This is a genomic window from Erwinia psidii, assembly GCF_003846135.1.
GTDB classification, from domain to species: Bacteria; Pseudomonadota; Gammaproteobacteria; order Enterobacterales; family Enterobacteriaceae; genus Erwinia; species Erwinia psidii.
Window position 1 is genome coordinate 1 of sequence record NZ_RHHM01000004.1, and the last position, 16,837, is coordinate 16,837.

Genomic DNA, 16,837 nt, shown 5'->3' on the forward strand with positions numbered 1-16,837 from the left:
TCTCCTCCTTCAGAGTCAACGTCTTTTTGAGAAGAAGTTGCTCCGGCGGTTCAGCGTGCTGAACCTCTTAACCCGGCGACCCGTAAGCCGTTGTTCCGTGTCAGTGGTGGCGCATTATAGGGAGTTTGTGACGACTGACAAGTGTTTATTATAAAAAATCTGGCAACCGCTGTTTTTTTCACCTTTAGGTTAAAAAGCCATCGCTGCCAGTATATTTCCACATCGGATCACCCCTGAAACCCTTTTTAAGCAACATGATACCTGCCTACCCGGTGCTATCCTTTATCCATTAGCCGTATCCGCTACCTGAATAAATGAAAAGGATGCCCAATGATTAAATCGGCGCGCAGTATGGCCGGACTTCCGTGGATCGCAGCCATGGCTTTCTTTATGCAGGCACTGGATGCCACGATACTGAATACTGCGCTTCCCGCTATTGCGAACAGCCTTGAGCGTTCTCCTCTGGCGATGCAGTCCGCCGTTATCAGTTACACCCTCACCGTTGCGATGCTGATCCCAGTCAGCGGCTGGCTGGCCGACCGTTTTGGTACCCGTAAAGTCTTTATCATCGCGGTGATGCTTTTTACGCTTGGCTCGCTGGCCTGTGCGCTGTCTGGCTCGCTGACTATGCTGGTTGCTTTCAGGATAATGCAGGGGATCGGTGGCGCGATGATGATGCCGGTAGCCAGGCTGGCATTATTACGGGCCTATCCACGCAGTGAGCTGCTACCTGTGCTGAATTTCGTCACTATGCCCGGCTTGATTGGCCCGGTACTGGGACCGATGCTTGGGGGTCTGCTGGTTACCTATGCAACCTGGCATTGGATTTTCCTGATTAATATCCCAATGGGGATATTAGGTATTATCTACGCCCGCAAATATATGCCTGATTTTATTACCCCTAAACGCCGTTTCGATCTGACAGGCTTTATGCTCTTTGGCTTTGGACTGGTGTTGCTTTCCAGCGGAATAGAATTATTCGGTGAAAAGATCGTGACCACCAGCATTGCACTGGCCGTTACGGCAGGCGGCATTCTTTTACTTATTCTTTATATACTACATGCGCGACGTCATCCCACTCCGCTCATTCCGTTACCGATGTTTAAAACCCGGACCTTCTCCGTAGGTATATTGGGCAATATTGCCTCCCGTCTTGGAACCGGTTGTGTTCCCTTCCTGATGCCACTGATGCTTCAGATTGGCTTTGGCTATTCAGCCATTCTGGCTGGCTGCATGATGGCTCCAACGGCCCTTGGATCGCTGCTGGCGAAATCGACAGTAACACAGGTATTGCGCTGGTTTGGCTATCGAAAAACACTGGTATGGATCAGCGTAATTATCGGCGTATTGATTGCCAGTTTTGCGCTACAAACACCACCAATGGGGCTGGTCTTCTTGCTGATACCACTGTTTATTTTAGGGATGGCCATGTCGACTCAGTTCACCGCGATGAACACCATCACGCTGGCCGATCTGAACGACGGTAATGCCAGCAGCGGTAACAGTATGCTTGCCGTGACACAACAACTCGCGATTAGCTTTGGCGTAGCCGTCAGTGCAGCAGTGCTACGTTTTTATGAGAATTTTGATATCACCACCGTACAACAATTTCATGCAACATTCCTGACGATGGGCGTGATCACCATATTTTCCGGTCTGGTCTTTATGCTGCTAAAACCGGCAGATGGCCGACATTTAATCACCAACCGGGAAAAACGCGCAAAACGGGGTTAAATGCCCACAACGGAATCCCGTTCAACCAGTTCCGGTGTCAGCACAAGTAACTGCTTGCTGTTACCGGGGTCCGCGAGCCGATGAATTAACGTATCAATCGCCAGTTCCCCCAGTGCATCCTTCGGCTGGTGGATGGTGGTGAGCGGCGGTGTCATATAGCGGGCCAGTTCGATATCATCATAACCGATCACCGCAATATCCCGCCCCACCAACAGGCCAGCCTGAAATACCGCGTGGTAAACCCCTACTGCCATAGCATCATTACTGGTGAATACTGCCTGCGGCAGAGGATTAATGGTCAGTAACTGTTTCATTGCGCTATAACCACCCTGAAATTCAAAGTCACCGCTGACCACGTAGTCTGGCGGGACAGGCAAGCGGGCATCTTTCATCGCTTTTTGAAAACCTTCAAGGCGCATCCGTGCCGGGGTTTTATCCTGAGGACCGGCAATACAGGCAATCCGCGTATAGCCGCGTGAAATCAGATAACGGGTGGCCATTTCACCCCCCAACAGTGAATTGTCCTGAATAATGTCGCTGCCGCCCTCAAAGGGCGACCAGTCCATCATCACGGACGGTATAGAGGGATAGCGACTGAGCATGTCTGCCGAAGGGATATGGCTTTCGGTACACATGATCAGCAGCCCATCAACCCGTTTTTGCAACAGCGTCTCCAGGCTGCGGTTCATTCGCGCCTCATCCCCCTCGGTGTTGCATAGCACCAGGCTGTAGCCACGTTCAAAACAGCTGCGTTCCACGCCGCGTACCACCTCTGCATAGAAAGGGTTGCTGCTGGCAGTGAGCAACATGCCGATGGTTCTGGTCTGGTTGAGTTTCAGGCTACGGGCCAGCGCCGAGGGGGCGTAATTCAATTGGGTTATTGCCGCAGTGATTCTTTCCCGCACGCCTTCGCTGACAAAGCGATTATTGTTAATCACATGGGAAACCGTTGACGTTGAAACACCCGCGAGCCGCGCCACATCTTTCATCGTTGCCACGGCCTACTCCTGTTGCTGCAAAAAATGGTCGGTTTCAGCACGCCACGGCACAGAGGGCTGGGCACCAGGACGCGTCACGGCAATGGCTGCGGCCGCATGGGCAAAACGTACCGCGCGTTCCATCGGCTTTGCTTCCAGCAAGGCAGCCATCAGTGCACCATTAAAGGTGTCTCCTGCGGCAATAGTGTCAACGGCCTGAACCGTAAACCCGGCAATACGCTGCCCATGCCCCTTTTCACTCAGCCACACGCCTCGGCTACCCAGCGTAATCAGTACGCTGGCGATACCTTTTTCGTGCAGTATCCCGGCTGCACGCGCGGCATCTTCATCAGATTTAACCGACACACCGGTAAGCATTTCCGCTTCGGTTTCGTTTGGGGTAATGATATCAACCAGTGCCAGCAGTTTTTCAGGTAGCACTCTTGCCGGAGCCGGATTAAGGATAACCAGCGTCTGATGCTGACGGGCGATTTTCGCCGCCGCCAGCACACTTTCCAGCGGAGATTCCAGCTGCATCAGGAGTGCGTCAGCATCAGCAATAGTTTGCTGATATTTTTCCACCAGCGCCGGGGACAGAGCCGCATTCGCCCCGGCATGGATGGCAATACTGTTTTCACCTTCAGCGTTAACAAAAATCAGCGCCACGCCGGTGGATTCGCCAGCCACCACTTCAACTGGCGCCACATTGATGTTGTCTTCAGCCAGCTGTTGACGAATGCGCTGACCAATATCATCCTCGCCCACGCAGGCAATAAAAGCGATATCCGCACCACTGCGTCCGGCGGCCACCGCCTGATTAGCGCCCTTGCCGCCGAAAGCCACCTGATAATGCCTGCCAATCACCGTTTCACCGGGACGCGGAAACCGGGACAGGTTGAGGATATGATCTGCGTTGATGCTGCCAAGAACAGCCAGCCTGCCGGTTTTTTTCATTGCGTGTCATCTCAAAAAGCGCCACCAGCGGGAAGTAGCGCGAGCCATGCTGATTTATTTAGTCATCAGTTTCAGTTCAACCGGATTGATCGCCTGCACTTTCTGGCCCTTCAGGGCCTTATCTGCGGTGTCCACGCCGATAGCGCCGATTTTCTCTGGCTGCTGAGCCACTGTCGCCGCCAGTTTCCCGCCTTCAACGGCTTTTACGCCATCGGCCGTGCCGTCAAAACCAACAACAAGCACATCAGATTTACCCGCCGTTTGCAACGCACGCATTGCGCCGAGCGCCATCTCGTCGTTCTGGGCAAACACCGCCTGCACGTCCGGGTGCGCAGTCAACAGATTCTGCATCACGTTCATCCCCCTGGTGCGGTCGAAATCGGCTGGCTGGCTGGCAAGGATCACAAATTTATGCGCATCTGCCGCCGTTTTAAAACCTTCACCACGCTCACGGGCGGCTGAGGTTCCGGCAATGCCTGACAGTTCGATAATTTTGGCGTTATCGCCGAGTTTCTTCGCGATGTAATCACCAGCCATTTTACCGCCGAAACGGTTATCCGAGGCGACGTGGCTAACCACTTTGCCCTGTGCCGCCACGCGATCAAGGGTGATCACCGGAATGTTGGCCTGATTAGCCATTTTCACCGCGTTGCCTACTGCATCAGAATCCGTTGGGTTAATCAGCAGCAGTTTGGTGCCACGCACGGTCAGATCCTGCACGTTAGCCAGCTCTTTCGCCGGATTATTCTGTGAATCGAGCACCACCAGGTTATAGCCCAGCTTGTCGGCTTCTTTCTGCGCGCCATCTTTCAGCGAGACAAAGAACGGGTTGTTCAGGGTGGAAACCACCAGTGCAATGGTGTCTTTCGCTATGGCATTTGCACTCAGCGTGGTGCCGAGCAGAACGGCAAGGGCTGTCAGTTTGGTCATTTTCATCATAAATTCCTGTAGGGGAGAGTTATTTACTGCTTTTGTTATCCACCAACACCGCCAGCAAAATCACTACAGCTTTGACGATCATTTGGTAGTAAGACGAAACGCCGAGCAGGTTGAGTCCGTTGTTGAGAAAACCGAGAATTAACGCCCCGATTAACGTCCCCATAATGCGTCCCTTGCCGCCTGCCAGACTGGTGCCGCCCAGCACCACCGCCGCAATGGCATCCAGTTCATAACCCGTTCCAGCTGTCGGCTGAGCCGAGGAGAGACGGGCAACCTCAATGGTCCCTGCCAGCGCGGCCAGCATGCCGCACAGGGCATATACGATAATTTTGACGCGATTAACGCTGATCCCGGACAGACGGGTGGCCGCTTCATTGCCACCCAGCGCATAGATGTAGCGGCCCAGGCGGGTGTGATGCAGCATGTACCAGGCCAGAAGGAAGACTACCGCCATCAGCCAGACTGGCGTTGGGATCCCCAGCGGACGACCAATACCGAACCAGCCAAACAGATCGGCATTGTCATTAAAGCCAGTGTTGATCGGGCTGCCGTTGGTGTAGACCATGGTGACACCGCGCAACAGCATCATCATCACCAGCGTGGCGATAAAGGCCTGAACCTTGCCTTTCGCCACGATAGTGCCAGTCACTGCACCGATCGCGGCACCCAGCGCCAGAGAAGCCGCAACGGCCACCAGCGCGTTCACTTCCAGACCAACCAGAGAGGCGCCCACCGCACCGGTCAGCGCCAGCAGCGAGCCTACCGACAGGTCAATGCCTGAAGTCAGAATAACCAGCGTCATCCCTACCGCCATAATGGCGTTAACTGAGGTCTGTTGCAGGATGTTGAACATATTGTTCAGGGTGAAGAAGTTCGGGCTCATGCTTGAGACAATGGCGATCAGCACGATCAGCGCGATCAGTGACTTCTGCTCCAGCAGCCAGCCCTTGCTGAAAAAACGGGTGCTTTGAAGGGATTGGGTACTCATTGTTATGCCAGCTCCACGCTATGTTGCTTACCTACTGCCGCCGCCATCAGCACTTCCTGCGAGGCCTGTTCAATCGGGAAATCACCGCTCAGGCGGCCTTCATGCATCACCAGTACGCGATCGCTCATGCCCAGCACTTCCGGCATTTCCGAGGAGACCAGGATGATGCTCAGCCCCTCTTCTTTGAACTGATTGATTAACTGATAAATTTCTTTTTTTGCCCCCACGTCCACGCCGCGGGTTGGCTCGTCGAGGATCAACACCTTGGGTCGGGTCATCAGTCCACGGGCGATAGCGACTTTTTGCTGATTTCCGCCCGACAGCAGGCCAATTGGCTGGTTCATCGACGGCGTTTTAACGTTAAACAGTTTGATAAAGTCGCTGACGGCCAGCTGCTCTGCCGCATGTTTCAGGCGGCCGCCGCTGTGGCTGAAGTAGTCCAGCGCGGTAAGAGACATGTTCTCTTTCACCGACATCCCCAGCACCAGCCCATCACGTTTACGGTCTTCAGAGATATAGACGATGCCGTTCTGCAGCCCTTCTTCCGGCGAACGCGTCTGCACGCTCTTGCCGTCAAGTATTACGCTGCCAGCGCTGCGCGGCAGCGCGCCGTACAGTACCTTCATCAGCTCAGTGCGGCCCGCGCCCATCAGACCAGCCACACCCAGAATTTCACCTTTGCGGAGCGAGAAGCTGACATCCGCGACACCCGGCCCGCTGAGGTGCTCCACCTGCAGACGAACGTCGCCTGGCGCTTTATTGAGACGCGGATACTGCTCTTCGAGTTTGCGCCCTACCATCATCTCAATCAGCGAATCTTCATCCAGAGTGTCGACCGCCCGCTCGGCAATAAACTGCCCGTCGCGGAAAATCGTCACGTCATCGCAGATTTCAAAAATCTCTTTCATGCGGTGAGAGATATAGACAACGCCACAGCCTTGCGCTTTCAGCTCACGGATCACGTGAAACAGTGACGCGGTTTCGCTGTCGGTCAGTGCATCGGTCGGTTCATCCATCACGATCACTTTCGACTCGAAACTCAGTACCTTAGCGATCTCCACCATCTGCTGATCGCCAATCGACAAATCACCCACCAGCTTGTGGCTGCTGAAGCGCAGATTGAGCCTCTTCAACAGCACATCCGCTTCAGCGTGCATTCTCTTCCACTGAATACGGCCAACACCGTTCACAAACTCACGCCCGAGGAAGATATTTTCCGCAATGCTGAGCTGCGGGATCAGGTTGAGTTCCTGATGAATAATGCCAATTCCCGCCTCCTGAGAGGCTTTTGGCCCGTTGAATGAAACTTCGTTACCCAGCCAGGTAATGGAACCGGCATCACGGGTGTAGATCCCGGTCATCACCTTCATCATGGTAGATTTTCCGGCGCCATTTTCCCCTACCAGCGCCATCACGCGGCCGGGGTAAACGGTCAGTGCCGCCCCGGAAAGCGCCTTCACGCCGGGAAAAGATTTATCAATGCCTTGTAATTGCAATAACGGTTGCATGACGGCCTCAGAAAGTCACCCCCGCACAGAGGATGATATTCGCATAGGGAGAACATTCGCCGCTGCGGATCACTGCCTGGCTGGACTGGGTTTGTTGTTTGAACTGATGATGCGTGACGTACTGAATATGAATGGTGTTTCCCTGGTGGTGTTGCAGTAAATCGAGCAGAGCAAGCAGATCGCGATGAATCAGAGAGTTATGCGTTTTCATCTCTTCCGCAATGATGACACTTTCCACCTGCATCTCTTCGGTCACCGCCTGGACGACCTGCATAAAACCGGGAATACCCTTCATCAGCGCCAGATCGACACGCTGCGGCCCGGCCGGAACCGGCAGACCCGCATCGCCAATCACCAGGCTGTCGGTATGTCCCAGACGGGAAACCAGCGACGAGATTTCAGAATTCAGTAACGTGCCTTTTTTCATTTTCCACTCGACAGCGAAACGTTTCGTTCATCGGGAGTTTAGGAAACCGTCAGGGGAAAACAACCAACAAAAGATAAAACTGTGATCGTTATCGAAACGTTTCGCTGATGTAAGCGGACGAAATAAGGAGACCGGTCAGCGCTAACTGACCGGTGAAGTGAGGATTTAATTAAACACCATACCACCGTCGATCAGCAGGGACTGCCCGGTCATGTAATCAGAGTCAGGACCGGCGAGAAACGAGACGCAGGCAGAGACATCTTCCGACTCGGACAGACGCCCCAGAGTGATGCGTTTGGCAAATTCTGACGTGCCATAGCCCAGTGGTTTACCTGCTGCAGCGGAAACCTGACGATCGATCTCTTCCCACATCGGCGTTTTAACAATACCGGGGCAGTAAGCATTCACGGTTATTCCTGCCGGGGCAAGATCGCGGGCTGCGGTTTGCGTCAGGCCGCGTACGGCAAACTTGCTGGAGCTGTAAATCGCCAGCTCCGGGTTGCCGACATGGCCAGCCTGCGAACAGGCGTTGATAATCTTGCCGCCGTGTCCTTCCGCTTTAAACGCTTCGATCGCCGCCTGCATGCCCCAGATCACCCCTTTGATATTAATGTCGTAGACTTTATCGACCATCACTTCGGTAATCTCTTCGATTGGCGTGGTCGGTGCCACACCGGCGTTATTCACAATGACATCGAACCCACCCAGCTCTTTGCGTGCCTGCCCAACTGCGGCAAACACCTGATCGCGTTTAGAGACATCCGCCGTCACGGCTAGCGCTTTGCCGCCCGCACTGGCAATTTCATCTGCCACCTGGCGCGCCGTCTGACTGTTGTAATCCGCCACCGCAACGGCAAAGCCATCTTTTGCCAGGCGCAGGGCAATCGCTTTACCAATGCCCTGGCCGCCGCCGGTCACTAAGGCTACTTTCGCTTTCATTTTCCACTCCCTGAACGGTTATTACAGAATCTGGCTAAGGTGCAACTGGCCCATCAGCATCGGGTTGTCGGCATAATCCACCGGCACCGCGACTACCGCAGGTCCCTGCACATCCATCGCTTTGCGCAACGTGGGTTCCAGCTCAGCCGCGCTCTCCACCGCAAAACCTGCGGCACCAAATGCCTGGGCATAGGCTTTGAAATCTACCGGTCCGAATTTTACCCCGGAAACACGCTGATATTTCTTCTCCTCCTGCATCGCCACCATGTTGTAGGCCCCGTCTACCCATATGATGTGCAGGATGTTGGCCTTCAGTCTCACCGCCGTTTCCAGTTCCATGCTTGACTGGAGAAATCCACCGTCACCCGAAACCGACACCACTTTCCGGCCCGGATCCACCAGCCACGCACCTATCGCCCAGGGCAGAGCCACGCCCATGGTTTGCTGACCGTTAGAGATCATGATCTGGTGGGCGCGGAAGCAGTAAAGATAGCGGGCGATCCAGATATGGAAGCTGCCCATGTCCACCGTCAGCGTGATGTCATTGTCGATGATATCCTGCATGGCGCGAACGATACGCAGCGGATGCAGGGCAAACTGATTAAGGTGCTGGCCCTGTAGTGACAGAAGTTTTCGCTGCTGCTGGCGATCGTCAAGAACAGCAACCGCCTGCGAACTGAGCTGTAAAGGTGCCGTAATCCGCGCGGCCAGCTTATCGATGGTTGAGGCGATATCCCCCACCAGCTCAGCATCCGGTAAATAGCAGTTATCCGTATCCGCTGGTAACACATCAATATGTACCAGCGTGGCGTTGCCGCTGTTCCACATTGCCGGTTCATATTCCACCGGGCTGTAGCCGATAGTGATAATCAGGTCAGCCTGCCGCAGCAGTCTGTCACCGGCCTGGTTGTTAAAAAGGCCAACGCGACCAGCAAAGCGGGGAAAATGCTCCTGTCTGATCGCCCCTGCCGCCTGGTAGGTGCTGGTGACCGGAATGTGGCTACGGGTTAGTAGCCGGTGGATGGCATCGCTGTTTTTCGGCTGGCTGGCCATCAGGCCCAGCAACAGAACCGGATTTTTGGCCTGCGCTATTTGTCCGGCAACAGCGTCAATCGTAGTATCAGGTGCGGGACCTAACAACACGTGTCCCTTGCAGGTAAGCAGGCTACCGGTGACGGGTTGATCGACAATATCCTGTGGCAAACTGACAAATGCTCCACCACCACGCCCCTGTTCCGCATGACGGAACGCATTCGAGATCGCTTCAGCCAGTGCGCCAGAGTCCGTTACTTCAACGGCATATTTGGTGACCGGGCGGAACATGGAAACGGTATCCATACTTTGATGGACCAGCCTGGCGCTGTCGGCTCGCTTCACCGCCCCGCCCAGGGCCACCACCGGATCGCCTTCGCTGGTGGCGGTGGCCATACCGGTTACCAGATTGGAACAGCCTGGCCCGGAGGTAACCAGTGCCACCCCGGCATTGCCGGTGAGTCGACCAACCGCAGCAGCCATAAAAGCCGCATTGGCTTCATGGCGGACGGGGATAGTCTGAATGCCGGAATCCAGTAGCGAATCAAAAACTTTATCGATTTTCGCTCCCGGAATACCAAAGACCTGTTTCACACCCAGGGCTTCCAGCTGAGCGACGACTAAATCAGCGCCGTGCAGCCAGAGTGTGCTATCGGTTGGGTTTTTCATCATTAACTCCTCAGGCTTAGCTTTCAACGGAACGGATGGCAGAATCGAGATTCTCAGGGGTCAGGTTGGCTCGTAAGAAATCGCTGTCATTGGGAAGATCGATCACCAGCTTGCTGATTTCACCAAAAGTCAGGGTGCCTTCTTCCAGCTGGTAATCGAGCAGATGGCCCCCCCCCTGGCGATCATCGGTGATGAAATGCTCGTGGTAACCTGCCACATTGATCCCCTGCATATATTGCGGCGTGCGAAAACCGATCAGCACGCCGTTACGCTGGCTGAAATGGAACCTGGGCTGCTGGCCCAGCACTTCCGGCATGGAGCGATAAGGTCGGTGCTGACAGGGAACGGTGCGGGTCAGCGCCGCCGAAAAGTGACCATCAATGCGCAGGGCGCAAAACTGATTGTCTGACGGCAGCTCCCTGTCGATCCTTTTATGGATGGCCTCACGACCGGTGGGAGAGGCAAAATGATAGCGATACTGCGGCTGAAAAAACGTCATCACCGCAAACGGCGTTTTCTGCTGGCTACCTGCTTCTCTTGCACTACCGTCGGAACGCAGCTGATAAACCTCGCTGTCAAAGGCAATCAGCTCACCGTCCAGTTGGTTGAATGTCCCCAAACCAAAATCGCCCTTTTTCAACAAATCGGCCACGGTGATACTGCCTTCGTATACGCCACTTAGCAGCGCACTCATCAAAGAGGTCTGATAGATAACACTTTCTGGCTTGTGCTTGCGGATTTCAGCAACCGTTGAGATCAGCTGTTTCTCACATAAACAGTCGGTTACAGAATGTTTCATCGTCTGCCTCGCAGGTTAAATGTTAAGAATTATTAACCTGATGTTGACTCGATTCAGTTGTGAAGACCAATATAAAAAGACCTTCACTTTGAGACGTATTTGATATGGAGCTTCGTCATCTGCGTTACTTTGTCGCGGTTGCGCAAACCCATAACTTCACGCGCGCCGCTGAAATGCTGAATATTTCTCAGCCGCCGTTAAGCCAGCAGATCCTTCGTCTGGAACGAGAGATCGGTACGCCATTACTGAAAAGGCTGACCCGTAGTGTTGAGCTGACGCCGGCAGGAGAAGCGTTTTATCATGATGCCTGTCAGATTCTGGAGCTGAGCAGTCATGCTTTGGAGAAAGCGAAAGGAATTGCACGCGGTGTCTGCGGGCAGATGTCATTGGGCTTTGCCAGTTCAGTGGCCTTTCACGCGTCGGTTTTTACCCTGCTACGTGATTTTCAGGTGCGTTATCCCGAAATGGAGCTGCTGACCCGCGAAGAGAATATGGCGGCTTTGATGCAGGATTTGCAGGATGGGCTGCTGGATGCTGCGTTTGTTCGTTTACCCTGTGAGAGCAGCAACGCGTTCAATCTGAAAGTAATTGCCACGGAAAAAATGCTGGCGGCGCTGCCTGCTGGCCACAAACTGGGTGCACAGCCCAGTTTGTCACTGGCGCAGCTGGCGAATGAACAGCTGATTATGTTTCCACGGGAGGTTACACCCAGCCTGTATGAACTGGTGTTGAGCGCCTGTCTGCGGGCGGGGTTCTCTCCTCACAGAGGTCAGCAATCGCCGCAAATCTCTTCGTCACTGAGCATGGTCGCCGCCGGATTTGGCTTTGCCATCGTGCCGGAGTCTCTGTGCTGTATCAGTCATCCCGGCGTGACCCTTCATCAGATCAATGATGCGGTGCTTCACTCCGATATCGCTCTTGCCTGGCAACGGCTCGAACGTTCACCCGCCGTGATGCATTTGGTTGCGATGTTGAAAAATCCGGCGGGTTAGCACCATCACTGAATTTTACGGATCTGTTTAACGTCCACTTCAACCGAGTTGAAGTCTTTGTCGATCTTGCCCTGCAGTTCAACTTTATCTGATGGCGTAACGGTCTGTCCGTTCCAGCGCTTGTGGTCGATCTCAACCTTGATTGAGCCGGTGGCATCGCGGAACAGGTATTCTTCATCACCCACGCGCTTGTCAATATTTCCACGCATGATCACCCAGGCATCATCACTCATATCCTGCGCCTGTTTTACGGTAGTCAGTGCACCATTGGTGGCGACAAAGCCCCCTGTCTGAGCTGAAGCCGCTGGCGCAGCAGGATCGCTGAAGCCACCGGTCTGGGCAGCAAGAACAGGAGTGGAAACCAGAGCGGCAATGGCCAGTAAAGCAGCGGTTTTTTTCATGTTGTTCACCTTTTTCCTTGGAGTAAGTACGTGTTCTTCACGACGGATTAAAACAAGATATTCTTAACGGGATCTTAACGCGATTTATCCCCGGATTTTATTTGATAATTTTGTCGAAAAAACGCGATTTCCGTCGATCGTGGGTATACAAACGGCAACCCTGTCTCGTATAAAGCCGTATCTACAGAAGGAATTTACTATGCGAATTTTAGTCATTGAGGACGATCGGCTGATTGGCGACGGCATCCGGGCCGGACTGGTCAAAATGGGTTTCAGCGTTGACTGGTTTACCGACGGCCTGCAAGGAAAGCATGCGTTGTCCGCTGCGCCTTACGATGCAGTGGTGCTGGATCTCAGTCTGCCCGGCATTGATGGCCTGGAAATCCTGTGCCAGTGGCGGCAACAGGGCCGCGATGAACCGGTGCTTGTCCTGACAGCAAGAGATGCGCTTGAGCAGCGGGTTGCCGGTTTGCAACAGGGCGCCGATGACTATCTCTGCAAGCCTTTTGCCCTCAGTGAAGTCGCCGCGCGGTTGCAGGCGTTGATTCGCCGCCGCCACGGGCAGCTTCTGCCCACACTCAGCCATGGCGCGCTAGTCATGGAAACCGGGTCGCACACGGTTACGCTTAGCGGTAAGCCGCTGCCCCTGAAGGCACGCGAACTGGCGCTACTGGAATTGTTCCTGATGAATCCCGGTCGTGTGCTGACCCGCGCCCAGCTGGAAGAGAAACTTTATGGCTGGGACGATGATGTCTCCAGCAATGTCGTTGAAGTGCATATCCACCACCTGCGTAAAAAACTGGGCAGCCAGTTTATCCGCACGGTACACGGTGTGGGCTACACGCTGGGAGAGCCGCTTTGCGCCGTCTGAGTTTACGCCTGCGGCTGATGCTGGGATTTATTCTGCTGACGCTGATCTGCTGGGGAGCAGCGAGTCTGGGATCCTGGTGGCAAACCAGGCACAACATCAACAAACTGTTTGATACGCAGCAAATGCTGTTCGCCAAACGTCTGGCGACGATGAACCCGGAGCAGATGAACAGCCAGCCGTTGACGCTGCCGAAAAGCAAAAAGATGCTGAGACATCATCATGGTGAGCAGGATGACGACGCGCTGGCTTTTGCCGTATTCACTCCTGACGGCAGGATGGTGATGAATGACGGAGACAACGGCAAAGATTTCCAGTTTGACTACCGCCGCGACGGGTTTACCGACGGCAAGCTGAAGGGTGACGATGACCTGTGGCGACTGGTATGGCTCAGCACGCCGGATAAGCGTTATCTGGTGTTGGTCGGTCAGGAGTGGGAATACCGCAATGATATGACCAGAGATATCGTACGCACCAACCTTGTACCGTGGCTGATTGCCCTGCCGATCATGCTGTTACTGCTGTTCTGGCTGGTAACGCACGAACTGGCGCCACTGAAAAGGATCGCCCATCAGCTTCGCCAACGCTCGCCGGATGACGGTTCGCCGCTGCACCAGAAGCGGGTGCCGCAGGAAGTCCGTCCGCTACTGGAAGAGTTGAATGCCCTGTTCGCCAGGATTGGTGAGATGCTGGTGCGCGAGCGCCGCTTCACTTCGGATGCCGCCCATGAGCTGCGGAGCCCACTGGCCGCGCTGAAAGTACAGGCAGAAGTGGCGCAGCTGGCACACGACGATCGGGCCATGCGTCATCATGCCCTGACTAATCTGGATGAGGGAATCGACCGTGCGACGCGGCTGGTGGATCAGTTGCTGACGCTCTCCAGACTCGAAAGCGGCGAACAGCTGGAGAAACAGCCGGTGGATCTGCAACCACTGCTGCAACAGGCGGTAGTGGATCACTACGCCAGCGCAAGGTCGGGAGGTGTGGAACTCATGCTGGCTGCACCGGACACGCCGGTAATCCGATCTGGCAACCAGCTGCTACTGTCGCTGATGATACGTAACCTGCTGGATAACGCCATTCGCTACAGCCAGCCGGGCAACAACGTTAAACTGAAGCTGGCCCTGCGGGGAATTGAGATAGTGGACAATGGTGCCGGGGTAAGTACGGAGGCTTTGCACAGGCTGGGCGAGCGTTTCTACCGGCCCCCCGGACAGGAGAAAAACGGCAGCGGCCTGGGTCTGTCCATCGTCAGCCAGATAGCCAGGCTGCACGGGATGCAGGTGAGGTTTACGAACCGTCAGGAAGGTGGGTTTGCCGTAAATATCAGCTGGTAATCACTCTGAAGTCAACAGCGCGGGGAACATCGACCGGTACTAATGCGTCTCGCGCCATGGGAGGTGAGAGACGGGCTGGTTTTTTGCGTCTTTATGAGCGGCCAGTGTTCCAGGCGCAACCACCGGCCGTTACGTAATCTGAGGTTTTATAAATCCTTAAATCTCAACCTGAGTTCCCAGCTCGATCACCCGATTTGGCGGGATTTCAAACTGATCGGGCGCACGCAGGGCATTCTTCTGCAGCATCAGGAAAAGTTTGCCACGCAGCCGCAAATACCAGGGCCGTTTGCCAATAATCAGCGATTCATGCGACATAAAGAACGAGGTTTCCATCATCCGGCAGTTCAGTCCCTCCAGCCCACAACGATGGAAAATCTCTTCCATATTTGGCGTTTCACGCCAGCCATAGTTTGCCACCACCCGCCAGAACGTCGGGGAAAGCTGCTCAATGGTCACCCGACGCACATTATGAACATAAGGCGCATCTTCCGTACGCAGGGTAAGCAGCACAACACGCTCATGCAGGACTTTGTTATGTTTGAGGTTATGCAGCATGGCAAAAGGGATGACGTTCAGCGCCCGGGACATGTAAACCGCCGTTCCCGGCACCCGAACCGGCGGGGATTTTTCCAGCGAGGCAATCATCGCCTCAAGAGAATTGCCGTGCTCGTGCATCCGGCGCAACAGCCGAAAACGCTCGCTTTTCCAGGTGGTCATAACGATAAACATCATCAGCGCCAGGGTCAGCGGCAACCACCCCCCTGAGAACACTTTTACCAGGTTTGCCGAGAACAGGGAAACATCAATACAGAGCATAACCATCAGCATCAACAGCACCAGATAGCGATTCCAGTGCCAGTTTTTAATCGCCACGGTGGTACACAGGATCGACGTCAACACCATCGTACCGGTCACCGCAATACCGTATGCGGCAGCAAGATTGCTGGAATGTTTGAAGCCAACGATAACAATAACTACCGAGAAAAACAGCAGCCAGTTAATCACCGGGATATAGATCTGCCCGGATTCTTCTTCCGAGGTATGCACAATACGCATTGGCGGCAGATACCCCAGGCGCACCGCCTGGCGGGTCAGGGAGAACACACCGGAAATAACCGCCTGAGAGGCGATCACCGTCGCCAGGGTGGCGAGGATCAGCAGCGGGATTAATGCCCAGTCAGGGGCCAGCAGGAAAAACGGGTTTTTGATCGCCTGCGGATTTTTCAACAGCAATGCCCCCTGACCAAAGTAGTTGAGCACCAGCGAAGGCACCACCACCGAAAACCAGGCCAGACGAATAGGCAGTTTACCAAAATGCCCCATATCCGCGTACAAGGCTTCCACCCCGGTGATAGCCAGTACCACCGCCCCCAAGGCAAAAAAGGAGACGGTTTTATACTCAAAGAAGAAATGCACTGCCCAAAACGGATTAAGCGCCTGAAGCACCTGAGGATTAGCCATAATCCCACGGGCGCCCAGCACCGCCAGCACGATAAACCATAACAGCATCACCGGCGCAAACAGCTTGCCGACAATACCGGTTCCATGTTTCTGGATAATAAACAGCAGCGTCAGTACCGCTATCGCCATTGGCACAATGTAAGCATCCAGATTCGGCGCGGCAATTTCCAGTCCTTCAATCGCGGAAAGCACGGAAACGGCAGGCGTAATCACCACCTCACCGTAAAAAAAACTGCCGCCAATCAACCCCATGATCACCAGCACCGCCGTAGCCCTGGCGCCGGTATTACGGCCGGCCAACGACATCAGCGTCAAAATACCGCCTTCTCCGGCATTATCGGCACGCATCACATAACTGATATATTTCAGTGAAACAACCAGCACCAGCAGCCAGAATATCAGTGAAAGAAAGCCAAAGACTGCATCGTGCTCAACACCAAAACCAAACTCCCCGGAAAGGCATTCGCGCAGGGTATATAAAGGGCTGGTGCCAATATCGCCATACACCACGCCAATAGCGGCTAAGGTGACGGTACCAAGAGATTGCTTTTTTTCAGAACTCATAGACTAATCTTTTGTTGGAACTGGAATTTGCCGGATTGTTTACCACCGGGCAGGACGTCAAAAGCGCACAGTATGCACGATTCATTACGAATACCTATCTTTAATTACATTAGCAAATAAAACTTCACTGTCCTGAGTCATCCTTTGTAAAGAAAAAAGCTGACGCTTATCAGGACTTTCAAGCATCATAAGCAACCGTATTGGCACTTGCCTGTGAATGCACCAATCAGAATGCTGCTGTCAAAAAG

General features: G+C 54.2%; 15 protein-coding genes. 4 read left to right on the forward strand and 11 right to left on the reverse strand.

All coding sequences use genetic code 11. From position 1 onward, the window contains the following. The first annotated feature begins 330 nt into the window (after positions 1-330). Positions 331-1,734, forward strand: a complete 1,404-nt coding sequence (gene mdtD, locus EB241_RS06135; RefSeq protein WP_124232337.1) for a multidrug transporter subunit MdtD — start codon at positions 331-333, stop codon at positions 1,732-1,734. On the opposite strand, the gene rbsR is transcribed toward mdtD, so the two are convergent. The 9 genes from rbsR to budA form a co-directional block, all read right to left on the reverse strand. Further along, positions 1,731-2,732: a ribose operon transcriptional repressor RbsR gene (gene rbsR, locus EB241_RS06140; RefSeq protein ID WP_199737318.1), complete on the reverse strand. Its 1,002-nt coding sequence runs from the start codon at positions 2,730-2,732 to the stop codon at positions 1,731-1,733. The two genes, mdtD and rbsR, sit on opposite strands and share 4 nt — an antisense overlap. Before the next feature lie 3 nt (positions 2,733-2,735). Continuing rightward, entirely contained in the window at positions 2,736-3,665 is a 930-nt protein-coding gene (gene rbsK / locus EB241_RS06145; RefSeq protein WP_124232338.1) for a ribokinase, read from the reverse strand. Positions 3,666-3,719: 54 nt separating this feature from the next. Further along, positions 3,720-4,601 (reverse strand): ribose ABC transporter substrate-binding protein RbsB, encoded by an 882-nt coding sequence (gene rbsB, locus EB241_RS06150; RefSeq protein WP_407644257.1) that lies wholly within the window; start codon positions 4,599-4,601, stop codon positions 3,720-3,722. Positions 4,602-4,623: 22 nt separating this feature from the next. Further along, entirely contained in the window at positions 4,624-5,592 is a 969-nt protein-coding gene (gene rbsC, locus EB241_RS06155) for a ribose ABC transporter permease (protein WP_124232339.1), read from the reverse strand. Positions 5,593-5,594: 2 nt separating this feature from the next. Next, the gene (gene rbsA / locus EB241_RS06160) at positions 5,595-7,100 is read right to left on the reverse strand and encodes a ribose ABC transporter ATP-binding protein RbsA (RefSeq protein ID WP_124232340.1); all 1,506 of its coding nucleotides are present in this window, start codon (positions 7,098-7,100) and stop codon (positions 5,595-5,597) included. 7 nt (positions 7,101-7,107) lie between these two features. Then, a complete protein-coding gene (rbsD, locus tag EB241_RS06165; RefSeq protein WP_124232341.1) occupies positions 7,108-7,527 on the reverse strand; it encodes a D-ribose pyranase in 420 nt (139 codons plus the stop codon). Positions 7,528-7,692: 165 nt separating this feature from the next. After that, positions 7,693-8,466, reverse strand: a complete 774-nt coding sequence (locus EB241_RS06170) for a (S)-acetoin forming diacetyl reductase (RefSeq protein WP_124232342.1) — start codon at positions 8,464-8,466, stop codon at positions 7,693-7,695. A gap of 21 nt (positions 8,467-8,487) precedes the next feature. Next, positions 8,488-10,167 (reverse strand): acetolactate synthase AlsS, encoded by a 1,680-nt coding sequence (gene alsS, locus EB241_RS06175; RefSeq protein ID WP_124232566.1) that lies wholly within the window; start codon positions 10,165-10,167, stop codon positions 8,488-8,490. 16 nt (positions 10,168-10,183) lie between these two features. Further along, positions 10,184-10,966: an acetolactate decarboxylase gene (gene budA, locus EB241_RS06180; protein ID WP_124232343.1), complete on the reverse strand. Its 783-nt coding sequence runs from the start codon at positions 10,964-10,966 to the stop codon at positions 10,184-10,186. A 104-nt stretch (positions 10,967-11,070) separates the two neighbouring features. Here budA and EB241_RS06185 point away from each other — a divergent pair, with 104 nt between their 5' ends. After that, positions 11,071-11,958: a LysR family transcriptional regulator gene (locus tag EB241_RS06185; protein WP_124232344.1), complete on the forward strand. Its 888-nt coding sequence runs from the start codon at positions 11,071-11,073 to the stop codon at positions 11,956-11,958. 5 nt (positions 11,959-11,963) lie between these two features. Here EB241_RS06185 and EB241_RS06190 read toward each other — a convergent pair whose 3' ends face one another. Then, positions 11,964-12,359: a YgiW/YdeI family stress tolerance OB fold protein gene (locus tag EB241_RS06190; RefSeq protein WP_124232345.1), complete on the reverse strand. Its 396-nt coding sequence runs from the start codon at positions 12,357-12,359 to the stop codon at positions 11,964-11,966. Positions 12,360-12,558: 199 nt separating this feature from the next. Here EB241_RS06190 and qseB point away from each other — a divergent pair, with 199 nt between their 5' ends. Together qseB and qseC are read left to right on the forward strand one after the other, a co-directional pair. After that, a complete protein-coding gene (gene qseB / locus EB241_RS06195; RefSeq protein WP_124232346.1) occupies positions 12,559-13,230 on the forward strand; it encodes a quorum sensing response regulator transcription factor QseB in 672 nt (223 codons plus the stop codon). Beyond that, positions 13,218-14,564 carry a quorum sensing histidine kinase QseC gene (qseC, locus tag EB241_RS06200; RefSeq protein WP_124232347.1) on the forward strand — a complete coding sequence of 449 codons (1,347 nt, stop codon included), beginning with the start codon at positions 13,218-13,220 and terminating at the stop codon, positions 14,562-14,564. Before qseB ends, qseC begins: the two co-directional genes overlap by 13 nt. Positions 14,565-14,720: 156 nt before the next feature. Here the strand turns inward: qseC and kup are convergent, their stop codons facing one another. Continuing rightward, positions 14,721-16,589, reverse strand: coding sequence for a low affinity potassium transporter Kup (gene kup / locus EB241_RS06205; protein WP_124232348.1), 1,869 nt, complete (start codon positions 16,587-16,589; stop codon positions 14,721-14,723). Between the last annotated feature and the right edge of the window lie 248 nt (positions 16,590-16,837).